The sequence below is a fragment of the Priestia sp. JNUCC 25 genome, from assembly GCF_053667915.1.
This window is the reverse complement of sequence record NZ_CM132211.1, coordinates 1,412,189-1,427,389: the sequence shown is the minus strand read 5'-3', so window position 1 is coordinate 1,427,389 and position 15,201 is coordinate 1,412,189. Positions and strand designations below refer to the sequence as shown.

14 protein-coding genes and 1 riboswitch are annotated in these 15,201 nt (G+C 37.9%); of the genes, 5 read left to right on the top strand and 9 right to left on the bottom strand.

All coding sequences use genetic code 11. The features are described 5' to 3' along the window. Positions 1-38 precede the first annotated feature (38 nt). Positions 39-140, bottom strand: a riboswitch (purine riboswitch). Positions 141-237: 97 nt separating this feature from the next. From JNUCC25_RS07295 to JNUCC25_RS07285, 3 genes are all read right to left on the bottom strand, one after another. Further along, positions 238-1,755 (bottom strand): carboxypeptidase M32, encoded by a 1,518-nt coding sequence (locus JNUCC25_RS07295; protein ID WP_029325146.1) that lies wholly within the window; start codon positions 1,753-1,755, stop codon positions 238-240. A 124-nt stretch (positions 1,756-1,879) separates the two neighbouring features. After that, the gene (locus JNUCC25_RS07290) at positions 1,880-3,817 is read right to left on the bottom strand and encodes an ATP-dependent DNA helicase (RefSeq protein WP_013056155.1); all 1,938 of its coding nucleotides are present in this window, start codon (positions 3,815-3,817) and stop codon (positions 1,880-1,882) included. Between the two features lie 224 nt (positions 3,818-4,041). Then, entirely contained in the window at positions 4,042-4,221 is a 180-nt protein-coding gene (locus JNUCC25_RS07285) for a hypothetical protein (RefSeq protein ID WP_013056154.1), read from the bottom strand. Positions 4,222-4,553: 332 nt separating this feature from the next. Between JNUCC25_RS07285 and JNUCC25_RS07280 the strand changes: the two genes are divergently transcribed. From JNUCC25_RS07280 to JNUCC25_RS07265, 4 genes are read left to right on the top strand one after another with little or no spacing between them, the layout of a single operon-like run. Further along, positions 4,554-5,645: an ABC transporter ATP-binding protein gene (locus JNUCC25_RS07280; protein WP_454223020.1), complete on the top strand. Its 1,092-nt coding sequence runs from the start codon at positions 4,554-4,556 to the stop codon at positions 5,643-5,645. A 36-nt stretch (positions 5,646-5,681) separates the two neighbouring features. Then, entirely contained in the window at positions 5,682-6,929 is a 1,248-nt protein-coding gene (locus JNUCC25_RS07275) for an ABC transporter substrate-binding protein (protein ID WP_013056152.1), read from the top strand. Further along, positions 6,913-7,866, top strand: a complete 954-nt coding sequence (locus JNUCC25_RS07270; RefSeq protein WP_029325144.1) for a carbohydrate ABC transporter permease — start codon at positions 6,913-6,915, stop codon at positions 7,864-7,866. The genes JNUCC25_RS07275 and JNUCC25_RS07270 overlap by 17 nt, the downstream gene beginning before the upstream one ends. Positions 7,867-7,880: 14 nt before the next feature. Beyond that, entirely contained in the window at positions 7,881-8,693 is an 813-nt protein-coding gene (locus JNUCC25_RS07265; RefSeq protein ID WP_013056150.1) for a carbohydrate ABC transporter permease, read from the top strand. A 34-nt stretch (positions 8,694-8,727) separates the two neighbouring features. Here the strand turns inward: JNUCC25_RS07265 and JNUCC25_RS07260 are convergent, their stop codons facing one another. Beyond that, entirely contained in the window at positions 8,728-9,222 is a 495-nt protein-coding gene (locus JNUCC25_RS07260; RefSeq protein WP_029325143.1) for a hypothetical protein, read from the bottom strand. A 158-nt stretch (positions 9,223-9,380) separates the two neighbouring features. Between JNUCC25_RS07260 and JNUCC25_RS07255 the strand changes: the two genes are divergently transcribed. Beyond that, positions 9,381-9,509, top strand: a complete 129-nt coding sequence (locus JNUCC25_RS07255; RefSeq protein WP_013056148.1) for a hypothetical protein — start codon at positions 9,381-9,383, stop codon at positions 9,507-9,509. 44 nt (positions 9,510-9,553) lie between these two features. Here the strand turns inward: JNUCC25_RS07255 and JNUCC25_RS07250 are convergent, their stop codons facing one another. From JNUCC25_RS07250 to liaF, 5 genes are all read right to left on the bottom strand, one after another. Beyond that, complete coding sequence (locus tag JNUCC25_RS07250; RefSeq protein WP_013056147.1) at positions 9,554-10,699, bottom strand: THUMP domain-containing class I SAM-dependent RNA methyltransferase; 1,146 nt, start codon at positions 10,697-10,699, stop codon at positions 9,554-9,556. 209 nt (positions 10,700-10,908) lie between these two features. Further along, positions 10,909-12,576 (bottom strand): glycoside hydrolase family 13 protein, encoded by a 1,668-nt coding sequence (locus JNUCC25_RS07245; protein WP_029325142.1) that lies wholly within the window; start codon positions 12,574-12,576, stop codon positions 10,909-10,911. 132 nt (positions 12,577-12,708) lie between these two features. Further along, complete coding sequence (locus JNUCC25_RS07240) at positions 12,709-13,335, bottom strand: response regulator (protein ID WP_029325141.1); 627 nt, start codon at positions 13,333-13,335, stop codon at positions 12,709-12,711. Continuing rightward, positions 13,328-14,374, bottom strand: a complete 1,047-nt coding sequence (locus tag JNUCC25_RS07235) for a sensor histidine kinase (RefSeq protein WP_013056144.1) — start codon at positions 14,372-14,374, stop codon at positions 13,328-13,330. Before JNUCC25_RS07235 ends, JNUCC25_RS07240 begins: the two co-directional genes overlap by 8 nt. Then, positions 14,371-15,099, bottom strand: coding sequence for a cell wall-active antibiotics response protein LiaF (gene liaF, locus JNUCC25_RS07230; protein ID WP_013056143.1), 729 nt, complete (start codon positions 15,097-15,099; stop codon positions 14,371-14,373). Before liaF ends, JNUCC25_RS07235 begins: the two co-directional genes overlap by 4 nt. Between the last annotated feature and the right edge of the window lie 102 nt (positions 15,100-15,201).

Genomic DNA, 15,201 nt, shown 5'->3' with positions numbered 1-15,201 from the left:
AGCAATGTCTTTGAGCTTTTACGCACAAAAGTGAAAAACAAACTTCATCGCTCACCCATAGTCAAACTATTTACGGTAGTTTGGTAGATACTTACGAGCCTTATTCTCGTCATTATATGAGTGCGTTATTGAGTTAATTGTATTATATCAGCAAATCTTTTATTTGAAAATATCTAAAAACGATATTTTCGAACATTTACTTGTGATACAAAACATAATATTCGTTTATAGCGCCTTTTATACGTGATAAATTTCTCCATATTTCTTTTCTAGATACTGAATTAAATAATCTACATTTAAGCCTTCTCCCGTTACATCGTTTAAAATTTCAAGAGGCTTTTTCATTTTTCCGTACTGATGAATATGTTCTGTTAGCCAATTTGTGATCGGCGAAATTTCTCCTTTTTCGAGGAGTTCATCATAATTGGGCAAGTCTTTTAACATGGTATGCTTAAACTGCGCTGCGTACATATAGCCAAGAGCGTAGGAAGGGAAGTACCCAAAGCTTCCTCCGGCCCAGTGTACATCCTGAAGCACGCCTTCTCCATCGTGACTTGGACGAACTCCTAAATATTCTTCGTATTTCTCATTCCAAATTTCCGGTAAATCTGCAACTTTATATTCTCCGTTTATTAATCCTTTTTCAATCTCATAGCGAATCATAATATGAAGAGGATACGTTAACTCATCTGCTTCAATACGAATAAGCGACGGTTTCGCCTCATTTACTCCTCGGTAAAAATCTTCTAAATCTACATCGTCAAATTGTCCCGGCGCATGCTTTTTTAGTACGTCGTAATGATGCTGCCAAAATGCTTTATTTTTCCCGACAAACTGCTCAAAAAACAGCGACTGTGATTCATGAATTCCCATTGAAGTACCTTCACATAGAACCGTACCCACAAGATCCTTTGAAATATTCTGCTCATATAAAGCATGGCCGCATTCGTGAATCGTTCCAAAAATAGCCGTTCGGAAATCGTTTTCAGCATACTTAGTCGTAATGCGCACATCTCCCGGGTTTAAGCCAGTAGCAAAAGGATGGACTGTTTCATCAAGTCGCCCCGCTTCAAAATCGTAGCCAAGCGTTTTTAACACGTCTAGACTAAATTGCTTTTGCGCTTCTTTTGGGAAAGTACGGAATAAAAATTCCGTATTTGGCTTTGTATTCGACCCGGCGATTCGCTGAACAAGAGGCCCAATATGCTCCCGTAGCTTTCCAAATACCTCGTCTAAGATTTCAACCGTCATCCCCGGTTCAAAAAGGTCTAATAAACGGTTATATTTGTTTCCTTCATACCCCCAATACTCCACAAACTTCTGATTGAAAGCTACAATTTTTTCGAGGTACGGTTGAAATAAAGCAAAATCTGCTTTTTCTTTTGCGTCTTCCCAAACCGACTCAGCTTTTGAAGTTAATGTAACGTATTCTTTATATTCATGCGGAGGAATCTTTTTATTTAAGTCATATTCTTTTTTACATTCTTCCACTGCTTTTTTCGTAATATCGTTTATGTAAGGCTGTGACTCAGGGGTCGTTAATTTCTCAATAAAACCTGCCATGTCATCAGAAACAGAAAGATTGAACGCTTCTGATGACATCATGCCAATAACTTCAGAACGCTGATCCGCCCCTTTTTTTGGAGCACCCGTCCTCAAATCCCAGTACATCACTCCGATTGCCTCGTGATAACTTTTGATTTTATTCATGTATTCATAAAACTGTTTCTCAATTTTCTGTATGTCTTCTCTCATTGTTTTTCCTCCTTACTTTCCTTATTTCACCATAAATTATTTTATCATAATAGTAACGGTGTGTATATAACTGAATATTCAATCTATTATGCATATAAAAAAACGCGGCTACAACCGCGCTTTTTTATACGTTTTCTATTTTTGTTGGGACATTTTGTTCAATGATTGAACGCACTTTTGAATCTGTGCTTTTTGGCATAAAGATCGTGATTAGACCCTTATCGTTATGAGAGCGAATCAGTCTTCCAACTCCTTGCTTTAAGCGAAGAAGCATATACGGCATATCTGCATCCCAAAATGGATCGACTACTTGATTGCGCTTTGCTTCAAAGACCGGATCATTTGGCGGATATGGCAGAGACCAAATAATTACATTAGATAGCGAAGGTCCAGGAATATCCAATCCTTCCCACAAATGAACAGCGCATAAAATCGTTTCTTCTTCCCTTTGGAACTGAGATACTAATTTACTGATTTCTTGATCGCCTTCAAATAAAAATGTGTACTGATTTAACTCTTTGGAAACTTCTTTGAACATCTCTAGTTCTTCTTTGCTATTAAACAATAAAAGTGCTCGTCCGTTCGTTTTTTCGAGCTGAGCAACAGCAAAGGCGAATTTTTCAGCAAACGCTTCTTCTTGATCATCCGAAACATTTTTTACCGCAATTTTCATTTGCTCATCATAATCAAATGGCGATTCAACAGAAAAAGAAAGCGGCTTTGCAATTCCTAAGCTATATGCTAAATAATCGAACGATTGGTTATCTGAAAGAGTCGCAGAAGTGAAAATATATGGTATTTTCTTCGCAAATACTCGTTCTTTTAAGACGTCTTTTACTGCTTGCGGCATAATAACCAACGTCAGTTGCCAGTTATTTTCTTCTACCCAGTAGATGGCATTTTCGTTGTCCATAAATAAGCGCAGCGAATAATCAATTTGATCTAGGTACTCATCTACAATTCGCAGCGTATATTCGTCTACTGTATAGGTCTCACTCTCAAACACAAGCTCGTTTCCGATATGCTCAAGCAGCGATAAAAGTTCTTTTCCTACACTTTGTAATCCGTTTGTGCGGGCTACTTCTTTACGGCTAGAACCAACGATTTCTGTGCTTGCTTCACTTAAACGGTCAAAGAACATTGCATATACATCGATAGCGTGCTCGATCTTCACAGCAAATTCTTCTCGCACGTCATTTTCTAATAGACGCGTTAACAAGTTTTCTAACGTATCTTCTTGAATGCGATATGTTAAAGCCTTTTGTGCAGCAAATTCCAGCAGGTGACCTTCATCAAATACAACACAGCTGCTTTCAGGAAGAAGGGGAAGCTGTCCTTCACGCTTGCGGGCTTCATATGTCCAAATGTGCTCCATGTAAAAATCGTGAGAGCAAATAATTAAGTCATGTGCTTTTCTATAGTGCTCACGTGAAAGCGTTAAGCCGCATCTATGACGCTGCTCACAGGAAGAGCAGTCTTGAAACGTATCCCAGTTAATTTGATTCCATTCCTCATCCGTTAAATGAGGATATTCTTTACGGTCTCCGTAGTGATAGAACGACTGCATACCGCTATGATCATGAACAAAATCAGGAAGCGTATCGTAAATTTCTTCAATGTTTTCATTATCTGTTCGTGCTGTCACAGCATCTAATTTCTTTAAACACAGATACTGATCTTGAGATTTTGCTAGGCGAACATCCATGTTAATATCTAAAATACCAGAGAGCTTTGCAATGTCTCCTTCGGCTTTTACTAACTGTTCAATTAATGTTTCATCCGCACAGGCAATAATAGCTGGCTTGCCAATATACCTTGCATAACAAATAGCGTACAGCAAATACACAATGGTTTTCCCTGTTCCTACACCTGCTTCTGCAAATATTACATTTTTTTCTTTAAAAGCTCGTTCGATTTGAAAAGCCATAAAAATTTGTTCATCCCGAAGTTCTAACCCTGCGTCTGGAAGATGATCATAAAAAACATCACCTATCCATTCATTTAATTTGTCAAAAAAGTTTTCATCCCGCTCAATTGTAAAAGGCAACCGCTCTCTCATCATCGATACTGACTCCTTTATTTATGTAAATATCTATCAATAAAAATTAGCTTCACTTCTTTTTATCTAGTAAATTTCTCATGTAAGCAAAACTTAATTATTGACTACTTTATCTAAAATGTCAATAAAAAGAGCTGAACATAAAAAAGTTCTGCCTGTAAGGACAGAACCTTTTTGTATAAAAGCTGAGTGTATAGAACGCAAACGGAATAAGTGCTATTAAAAAATTAATTACAGCGGAATTTTGAGTCCGTGGACTGAGACAATAAAAAGGCCGCTTCATACTCGGCTTTTGCTTGTTCCAGCTGAGTAAGCGTCTCTCCGCTCACTTCTATTCCCTGCTGCATTAAATGATAGCTGTTTTCCAACGCTTGACGAATCATAGTGAACTGCGTGTTTCTATCCATTTATAAACATCCTCTCTCTGTAATGCTTACTATAAAAGTGAATACTATCATTCTATACACCAGCTGTTTATTTTATTCTCAAAACTAGCATCTCTGGCTTAATAAATGGATTCTTTCATTTAAAAAAATAATCTAACTTATTAAAATATTTTAATTCTCACTTGACGTATAGGAATAATATATTTTAAAATTACTTACATATTCAATCACTCAAAACTACATAATACAGGCTTACCGGTCAACCGATAGCCTCTAATTGCCAGATACACGTACAATCCGTCTGTGCAATTAGAGGCTTTTATTTTTTAAAAAGCCTGCTGAAAGGAGAAAAAATGGCAGAACTGCAGTTACAGCATGTGTATAAAAAATACGGAAAAGATAGTCTTGCAGTTGATAATTTCAATCTTCATATTCAAGACAAAGAATTTATTGTATTTGTAGGACCTTCAGGGTGCGGCAAATCCACTACCCTTCGAATGATCGCCGGCCTTGAATCGATAACAGAAGGAGAATTGCTTATTAATGGAGATCGTGCAAACGATTTGCCTTCTAAGGACCGAGATATTGCAATGGTGTTTCAAAACTACGCGCTTTACCCTCATTTAACAGTTTACGACAACATGGCATTTGGCTTGCAGCTCCGCAAAGTCCCAAAACAAGAAATTGATGAGCGCGTTCGTGAAGCGGCTCGTATTTTGGACTTAGAACCCTATTTAAAACGCAAGCCAAAAGCGTTATCAGGAGGGCAGCGTCAGCGGGTGGCTTTAGGAAGAGCCATTGTACGGAATGCCCAAATTTTTTTAATGGATGAGCCTTTATCTAATCTTGATGCGAAGCTTCGCGTACAAATGCGTGCTGAAATCAGTAAGCTTCATCAGAAGCTGCAGACGACCATTATTTATGTAACCCACGATCAAACAGAAGCGATGACGATGGCAAGCAGAATCGTAGTTATGAAAGACGGAAAAATTCAGCAAATAGGTTCACCTATGCAAGTGTATAATGCTCCAGAGAATACGTTTGTAGCCAGTTTTATAGGATCACCGGGAATGAACTTTTTCACAGGAAAAGTAGTGAACAGCAAACTGCACATCAGTGAACATGAGTTTCAACTGACAGAAAATCAAATGCATTCGTTACATGAAAAAGGCTACAACAATCAGTTTATTACTGTAGGAATTCGACCTGAGCATGTTACGCGCGCCTCTTCTGATGCTCCTCATATTTCATTACTGGTAGATGTGTCTGAGTTATTAGGAGCAGAGTACATACTATACAGTAGTTTAGGAGACCAGCTCTTTGTGGCTAAAATCCCTGGGGATGAACATATTCAAGTTCATCAGTACTTTCCATTTCATTTTCAAATGAATCATGCTCATTTCTTTGACCAAGCATCTACCAACCGTATCAAAATTGACCAATAACTATCTAAAAAGAATTCTATAAGTGGGGGAACTAAAATGAAAAAATTATTAATTCTGTTAGCAATGCTCACCGTGATCATCGCGGGCTGCGGCAAAAACAGTTCAACAAGCGGCGACAGCAGCGACTCTTCTAAAAAAGTAACCATTAACTTTACGCATTGGCGAGGAGAAGATTCGAAAGCTTTTGATTCTATCATTGAGCAATTTGAAAAGAAAAATCCAAATATTCATGTAGAAATGACCGTCTTTCCTTCTGATTCATATCAATCACAAATTCAAGGATCTCTACTATCTGGAGAAGGTATCGATGTATTTGCTAGTTTTCCAGGAAGTCAATTTGAAACGATTCGCAAAGCAAATGGTTTTGCAAAGCTGGACGACCAAAACTTACTCAGCAAATTTGACGAAAAGCTAATCCAAGCGGGTAAATCGGATAATACGCAATATGCTCTTCCTTATCAGCTAGTCTATAACATCCCTGTCTATAACAAAGGCATTTTTGAAAAACTAAATTTAGATATTCCTAAAGATTGGAGTAGCTTTTTAAAAACATCTGAAACATTAAAGAAAAATGGATACACGCCGATTTTATTTTCAGGAGACGTAAGTCCTTCTCAATTTATTAATCCAATGATTATGAATAACGAACCTACAAACAACGCCCTTCACGAGGTAGAAACGGGCAAGCGCAAGCTAACTGATGAATGGTTTATCAAAACCCTATCTCAAATTAAAGAATTAAATGACAAAGGTTACTTCCAAAAAGATGCTCTTGGTACGAAAAAAGAAAGTGCTGCAGCACTTTTTGCTCAGGAAAAAGGCGCAATGCTTGCTCAAGGTTCTTATATGATGGCTACAGTCAAACAGCAAAATCCGAAGATTGATCAAGGTTTGCTTGCACCGATTACAGTGGATCAAGATAAAGCAAAATACGAAGGTGTTCATACCACGACATTCTTATTAGGTGTTGCTGAAAAATCAAAACACAAAGAAGCTGCTAAGAAATTTTTAACTTTCCTTGCAGATCCAAAGATTTCTTCTGAGTATGCGAATGCTACTGGCCAGTTATTAACGGTCAAAGACGTGAAATATGATTCACCTGAACTCAAAGAAAGCGCAAAATGGAAAGACAAAAAAACGGTCTTCCAACCTCGATTCACAATTTTAAATGAGCGCGTATCAAAAGCTGTTGAAACATCTGTACAGGACGTACTATCCGGTATGTCAGCGAAAAAAGCTGCTGAAAAAGCACAAGGAGAGGTAGAACGTGTCGCTAAAAACTAATACGTCTATTCAAGAAGAAGAAAAGAGAACCCCTTCGTTCTCTTTTCCTCTCTTTTCATTTAAAAGTATCTCTAAAAGCAGACATCTATGGTTGTTTTTACTTCCCGGTTTTGTCATATATACTCTTTTCTTTGCATTGCCAACGCTTTCTGCTTTATTTTTAAGCACAACTGATTGGAATGGATTATCTTCTCAGTTCTCATTTGTAGGGTTTCAAAACTTCAAAGAAATTTTAACAAACGATGCTATTTTTACACAGTCTCTTACAAACAACTTAAAGTTCACAATTGGCGTGCTGATCTTTCAAACGTTATTGAGCTTAGGCTTTGCACTCTTACTTTATAAAAATTCTGCATGGAATACATTTTATCGCTCACTCTTTTTTGTACCGACGATTATTTCGTCCGTGTCGATTGCTTTCACGTGGAACTTTATGTATGACCCCAACATTGGAGGAGTTAACCTATTTTTAAGTAAAATAGGCCTTGAGCATTGGACCCAGTCTTGGATTGGAAATGGGCATATCGCAATTTACAGCTTGGCTTTTGTACAATTTTGGGCACATACTGGTCAAATGCTTATTATTTTTGTAGCTGGAATTCAAGCTATTCCCAGTGAGTTATATGAAGCTGCTAGTATTGATGGAGCAACAAGATGGCAAAAATTCAAGCGCATTACGTGGCCTCTTTTAGCTCCAGCTACGACAATGGTTGTAGCTTATACGACCATACAAAGTTTTAAAGCATTTGATTTAATCATTGCAATGACAAATGGAGGTCCCTCCAATTCAACTGAAATTCTTTCGACGCTTCTTTATCACGAAGCTTTTATTAATTTTCGTTTCGGCTATGCCTCTGCCATTTCAGTTGTATTTATGATTGTGATTGCTCTTTTAACGTTTCTTCAATTTCGCGTACTTCGCTTGACCAAAATGTAAAAGGAGATTCTTTTATGAAACAAAACCCATTCAGACAACTGATTTTAGGGATATACGGTTTAATCATTCTGTTGCCCTTAAGCTTGGTTTTATTAACAACCTTTAAAACAACGCCTGAACTTTACAGCAACCCAATCGGATTACCAGCAGGCTGGAATATTGAAAATTATAAACAGCTGCTCGTCAATGAACCCATCTTTGGCTATATTAAAAACAGCGTGATTGTTACCGTCTTTAGCACGTTTTTTATTCTATGGTTTTCAAGCATGATTGCTTATGCTATTATTCAGCTACCTCAAAAGCTTGGATGGATTGTATACGGCTTTTTTGTTTGCGGAATGATTGTCCCTACTCAAGTCAATATGATTCCTGTCTTTTTGCTGATGAATAAGCTTGGGCTCGTCAATACGCTAACAGGCGTCATTATCGTCTCCATAAGCTTTTTGCTTCCCATCGGTGTGTTTATTATCACGGGGTTTATGAAAACTTTGCCAAGGGAACTATTCGAAGCTGCTCGCATGGACGGAGCGTCAGAATGGAAAATATATTCAAAAATCGCTCTTCGACTCTCAATACCATCAATGGCTACAGTGGGAATTTTTTCGTTTGTGATTGTGTGGAATGATCTGTTATTCCCTTTGCTATTGTTAAAATCTAAAGAAGTAAAAACGCTGCCTATTGCACTACTGGACTTTCAAGGGGAATTTCTGACTAATTACCCTATGCTGTTTTCAGCAGTCGTTCTTTCTTCTATCCCACTATTGATTGCGTACGTGTTTTTGCAAAAGCATTTCATTTCAGGAATGACATCTGGGGCATTAAAATAGCAGGCAAGAAAATCACGCTTCCCTGCCTGCCCCTTTATTCTATAGGATTATTTTTTAAAGCACGCTGAGGTTTCGGTTTCTCTACTACTAGATGTTGGTAAACGTACATTAAAGCAGCTTTCAACAGAAAGATACCTAGCAAATGGTACTCTTTAAATGTGCCTACGCTAAAAAGCTTTGCACGGCTCATAGCTCGTTGAAAAGGATAAACAAAAAATGTATCTACGATTGCATTTAATAACATATACCTTCCAAAATGGCCGTATGTGAACTTTTTAATCCATAAAGAACCTGCTAAAAATGGACCTAAAAGTAAAGCAGCTTCACCTGTTAGATATGGATGAGGAGGATTAGGGAATATCCACCACTTCTTTTTTTCAGCAATATAGCTTTCAACCATAATTAAAAAGGAAATAAACATAGTAGATGATAAATAGCGCTTAATATGCTGTCGTCCTATAAAAGGGATGGTTAACCATGAAAGAAGCATCATCCCCCCAAAAATCCGTGCTGATCGGTTTTTTCTCATTTTATCACCTCTTAGGTTTTAGTATGAGATTTCCCTTTCGTAAATATGTTAGAAATAAGCTAATCATTTCTCGTTTTAAGCCTGCTATTGAAAAGAAATGAATACATATATTGCCCTGCTACTCGCCCATACTATAAAAAACATAATGGGGTGAGTATATGCATGATTATTATGACGGACTATATAAATACCTGCTTAATGCTACATTTTGGTTTATTTTATTAATTGTCGTGCTCGGTATAGGCATGTTTGGAATGCTAGCTTATCGAGGTTTGAAAAAAAAATAACGTACAAAAGCCAAGCTGGTTTTTACACCGCTTGGCTTTTGTATTTATTGATCGTTGCGTGGAGGACGAGGTCCCCAGTATTGATAGTAGTCTGTTTTAATAAACCCGTTAAACAATTTGCGTTTTTTCGTTGCTTTTTTACCGTAGTATTGTTCAAATTGTTCATGAGATGTAAGCATATAAATCGACCACGTATCAAGTTTAGAAAACGCTTCGCCCATTTCAGCGTACATTTTTTCAACAGAAGGACGATCGCTTAAACGTTCGCCGTACGGAGGGTTACCAATAATGATTCCATATTCTTTCGGCGTCGTAAAATCGCGCACTTGCATTTGCTTAAATTGAATTAAATCTCCAAGTCCAGCTTCAAATGCATTTTGCTCCGCTACTTTTACCATACGATGATCAATATCATGACCAGCAATATCTAGCACTTGGTCGTAGTTCGCTAAGTCTTCTGCTTCTTCGCGCGCTTTGTCCCAAATGCTTGCTGACATCCATGGCCATTCTTCTGATAAGAAGTCACGGTTAAATCCTGGTGCAATATTTTGACCGATAAGCGCTGCTTCGATAGCAATTGTACCAGAGCCGCAAAAAACATCGACAAACGGACGATTCGCATTCCACGGCGTTAGCATAATTAGAGCCGCTGCCAGCGTTTCTTTTAAAGGAGCTTCTCCTTGTCCAACGCGGTAACCGCGCTTATGAAGTCCTGCACCGCTTGCGTCAATTGTTAATGTAGCAACATCTTTTAATAGCGCTACTTCAATTTTAAACGTTGACCCTGTTTCTTCGAGCCAGCCTGTTGTTTTGTTATAATGTTTTTTCATGCTGTCAACAATTGCTTTTTTCACAATGCTTTGACAATCTGATACGCTGAACAATTTAGATTTAACTGATTTTCCCGATACAGGAAACTGTGCATCTACGGGCAAATAATCTCCCCAATTTAATGCTTTTGTTTGTTCAAAAAGCTCATCAAACGTACGAGCTTTGAACTGTCCAACCTGCACTTTAATTCGATCTGCTGTACGAAGCCATAAATTGCAGCGAGCAATTGCGAGCTCGTCTCCTTCAAAGATAACCTTGCCATTATCTACTTCACAGTCATATCCTAAAGCACGCACTTCTTTAGCGACCAGTGCTTCAATTCCCATTGCTGCTGTTGCAATAATTTTATATTTCGCCATTTTTCAACCTCATTTTGTTTCTAATTATCTACACTAAGTGTAAAAGTACCATATACATGCGCCGTAGTCAAAGCTTTCTCCGTCTTTTTATTAAAATGCAAAAACTGCTCGCTCTTGATAGAGCCAGCAGTTTCTTCACCTATGTCGCATATAAATGTGTTTTTAAAAGCTTTCCACTTTAAAATTGCGCAATCGGTTGCTCAACTTGTTTATGAAAGTAAGTATACACGTGTTTCATATGGGTGCAGCGTACATTTTTCAAGCGTTTCGTTTTTATCCAACGGATAATTATGAATCAGCACTTCTCTGTTTACAAATGAGCTCTCTGAAGGAAACTCGAACGTTTGATTTTTCGGTGACATATTACAAATAACAACAGCGGTTTTACCTTCTAATGTTCGCATATACGCATAAATAGCGGAATCTTCTTCTGCCAATAGCTTATAAGTTCCATACACCAGCACATCATGCTGTTTTCTAATTTTAATGAGCTGTTTGTAAAAATTCAGCACCGAATTTTTATCACTTTTCTGCTCTTCTACGTTAATATCTACGTAATTTGGATTCACCTTCATCCAAGGGGTACCAGTAGAAAATCCTGCATTTCTTTCTGTATTCCACTGCATTGGCGTTCTTGAATTATCGCGGCCTGTTTCCCAAATCACTTTCATAATCTCGTCATGTGTATCGCCTTTTTCACGCTGAATACGGTAGTAGTTAATCATACCAACATCATCATAATCGTCAATAGAATCAAACTTAACATTGGTCATTCCAAGTTCTTGTCCTTGATAAATAAACGGTGTTCCTTTCATTAAAAAGTATAGTGCAGCTAAGCACTTTGCACTTTCCACTCGGTAAGCTACGCTGCCGAATTTATTTACAGAACGAATTTGGTCATGATTTTCTAAATATAAAGCATTCCAGCCGTTGATTTTTTCTAAACCATTTTGCCAATTAGTTAAAATCGTTTTTAACTCGATTAAATCAAGCGGTTTTTCTTCTCCTTTATCCCACAGTCCCATATGCTCGAACTGAAAAATCATATTGAAGTTTCCGCCATCTTCAGCTACCCACTCATCTGCGCTGTCCGATGTTACACCATTTGCCTCTCCAACCGTCATAATATCATATTTGGCAAACGTATTTTCTTTTAGCTCTTTTAAATGTTCTTGAATTCCCGGTCGATTCATATGCCCTTCAAACGATGGCACATAATCTAGCTTTTCAGGGTTCGGTAGATCTGGGAAGCCAGCCACTTTCTTAATATGCGAAATAGCATCTACACGAAAGCCGTCAATTCCTTTATCTAACCACCAGTTAACCATTTCATAAAGCTCATGACGTACTTTTTCGTTTTCCCAGTTTAAATCAGGCTGTTTTTTAGAAAATACGTGCATGTAATATTCTTTTGTCTTTTCGTCGAACTCCCAAGCTGATCCGCTAAAAATAGATTCCCAATTGTTTGGCTCTTTTCCATCTTTACCTTCGTGCCAAATATAATAATCACGATATGGATTCTCTTTAGAAGACCTGGATTCTAAAAACCAAGGGTGTTCATCTGAAGTATGATTAATAACTAAATCCATAATCAGCTTCATTCCGCGATGGTGAACTTCATCTAGCAGCTCATCAAAGTCTTCCATTGTTCCGAAATCTTTCATAATATCTTTATAATCACTGATATCGTAGCCATTATCGTCGTTAGGAGACTGATAAATCGGGCAAATCCAAATGACATCAATTCCAAGATCAGATAAATAGTCTAATTTTGAAATAACCCCTTGAATGTCACCAATTCCGTCGCCGTTTGAATCCATAAAGCTTCGCGGGTAGATTTGATACGCAACAGCTTCTTTCCACCATTTCTTTTCCATGTGCTCAACCCCTCAAAATAGTGCTTTTACGTAAGCGTTCGCCTTTACGCATATCGCTATTTTATAATGAATACATGCAAAAAAATAGGTTTTTCACAAAAAAAATCGTTATTCTCTTTTGAATAACGATTCTCACTGCACTAATTTGTGTTTAAAGGCATAGATGACTGCTTGAGTCCGGTCCTGTACATCCAGCTTACTTAATAAATTGCTCACATGTGTTTTTACCGTCTTTAGCGCAATAAATAATTCGTCTGCAATCTCTTGATTTGTTTTGCCTTGCGTCATTAGCAATAAAATTTCCATTTCACGAGCTGTTAGTTCTTCATGAGGTAAAGACGGTTTTCTCATTTTAGACATCATTTTACCGGTTACTTCGGGCTCTAATACAGATTGCCCCTCATATGTACGGCGAATAGCAGCTGCAATTTCTCCTGCTTTAGACGTTTTTAATAAATAGCTTGTTGCCCCTGCCTCTAGAGCGGGATATACTTTTTCATCATCTAGAAAGCTAGTGACAATGATCACTTTCGCTTCTGGCCACTGCTTAATCAGTTGTTTCGTTGCTTCAATCCCGTCCATTTCTTCCATGACTAAATCCATTAAAATAATATCCGGGCGCAGCTGAAGCCCTAATTCAACGGCCTGTTGGCCATTTGCTGCTTCAGCTATCACATGAATGTCTGCTTGAGCCGACAAATACGCTCCTACGCCAATACGAACCATTTCATGATCATCTACTAACAGTACATTAATCATTTTGCTTCTCCTCTCTTTCTACTAACGGTACTTTCACTTCTAGCTTTGTTCCTTTGTCGGGCAAGCTAATAATTTTTAATAGGCCTCCAATTTCAACTGCGCGTTCGTACATATTTTGCAGGCCGTACGATCCGACTTTTTCCTTTTCTACATCAAAACCAACTCCGTTATCAACAATACGTAAAATAATGGAAAAATCACGTTTAATCAGCAGCACATCTAAAGCTGTTGCATTGGCATGACGCAGCGTATTTGATACGGATTCTTGCAAAATTCTAAACAAGTGGTCTTCAATGCCTTTATCGAGTTCAAATCCTTCTATTTTCCAATTTAATTCAAGCGGTACTTTTTGAGCAAGCTCATTCATCAGTTCTTTCATTCCAGCCTGTAGCGATTTTCCTTTTAATGCTGCAGGACGAAGATGAAGAAGCAAAGCCCTCATTTCAAGCTGTGATTGATTAATCATTTTTTCAACCATCTTTAATTGCTTAGCTTCAGAGTCTTGTAGCGTAAGATTGGATTCCGTAATAGCAGACATAAGCATCGAAGCGGCAAATAGCTGCTGACTAACGGAGTCATGCAGTTCTCTAGCAAGCCGATTTCGTTCCTGAGAAACAATTTCTTGCACTTGCTTTTGCTGATTTTCCACTTTTTCCGTTGCCATCTTTTGAGATTGCTGTGCTTGAAGAATCATTTTATGATCTACTTTATTTAAACGGCTTATAATTCGAGACGTTTCTTGAATAAGCGGTTCATTTGCCGACATATGCCGGTGGCCATTTTCTATTTCATATAATCGGTTTTCAACATATGTCCACTGCTGTCTCCACATAAACCCCATGATTCCTCCAATCACGCTTCCAATCGTAAGGCTTAAACTGAAGGAAAACAGCACAAAAGGCATGCCAAATACGCTTGTTTTCCATAAGTCGCTAAGTTGAAAAACAGGATATGCAAAAAACACGGTAAGGAGCACGGATACAAATACAAAAAAACTTAAGAAAATCCCCCATAATAACTGCCGTTGAAGAATACTCATATCCTTTGCACCTCTAAATCTCCAATCACAACAGTTGTAACAATCTTCACCCTATGAGCAGATTGATCAAATTCCTCTGTTTTGATAGACAAATTTTCATTGAACGAAAAGCCGCGCTGATGTCCAAAAACCGTTACGTTTCCTGCTAGTTTAGAATGATTCACAGATACTTCCGTTTCGTAAGGAATGAGCACTTTAATATTTCCAAACGCTTGACGAATAAAAATAACCGCATCGCCTTTTGGCAGAACGGTATTGCTTAAATCAACCACAATGTCTCCCCATACGCTTTGAATATTAATATCATCCCATTCGTATACGGAGTCTTCGGTTCTTTGACTACCAAGAAGTTTATTCGTCAAAACCGGCCGGACCTGCACCAAACTTTGGTTTGGCTGCTGGGTAAATTCGTCAGTCGGTCTGAATTCAACGGGATGCTTTCTTGATTGAATAAATCTAAGTAAAAAATACAGAAAAAGAGCAATAACTAAAAACTTAAAGGCAACCGTATTAAATATATTCAACACAAGCCCAATAACGCCAATCCAAAATAAAATGCGCCCTAGTTTTCTTCTCATTTTTTTTCGCCCAATATACATGAACGCACCGGCAATTAATACAGAAAAGATCAAGCCGCTGTGAAAAAACATAATTTCAATAAACAGGACAAATAAACTGCAAATAAAAATGAACATAAGAGATTCTGTTTTGTTTACGCTTTGCACAGCTCTCTCTCCTTTCTCCTCGTAGATGACATAGCGTTCTTTGGATGCTCTGCAGGTATCTGTTCTCTCACCTTAAAAAGACGCAGAAACCTACGCCTTTTT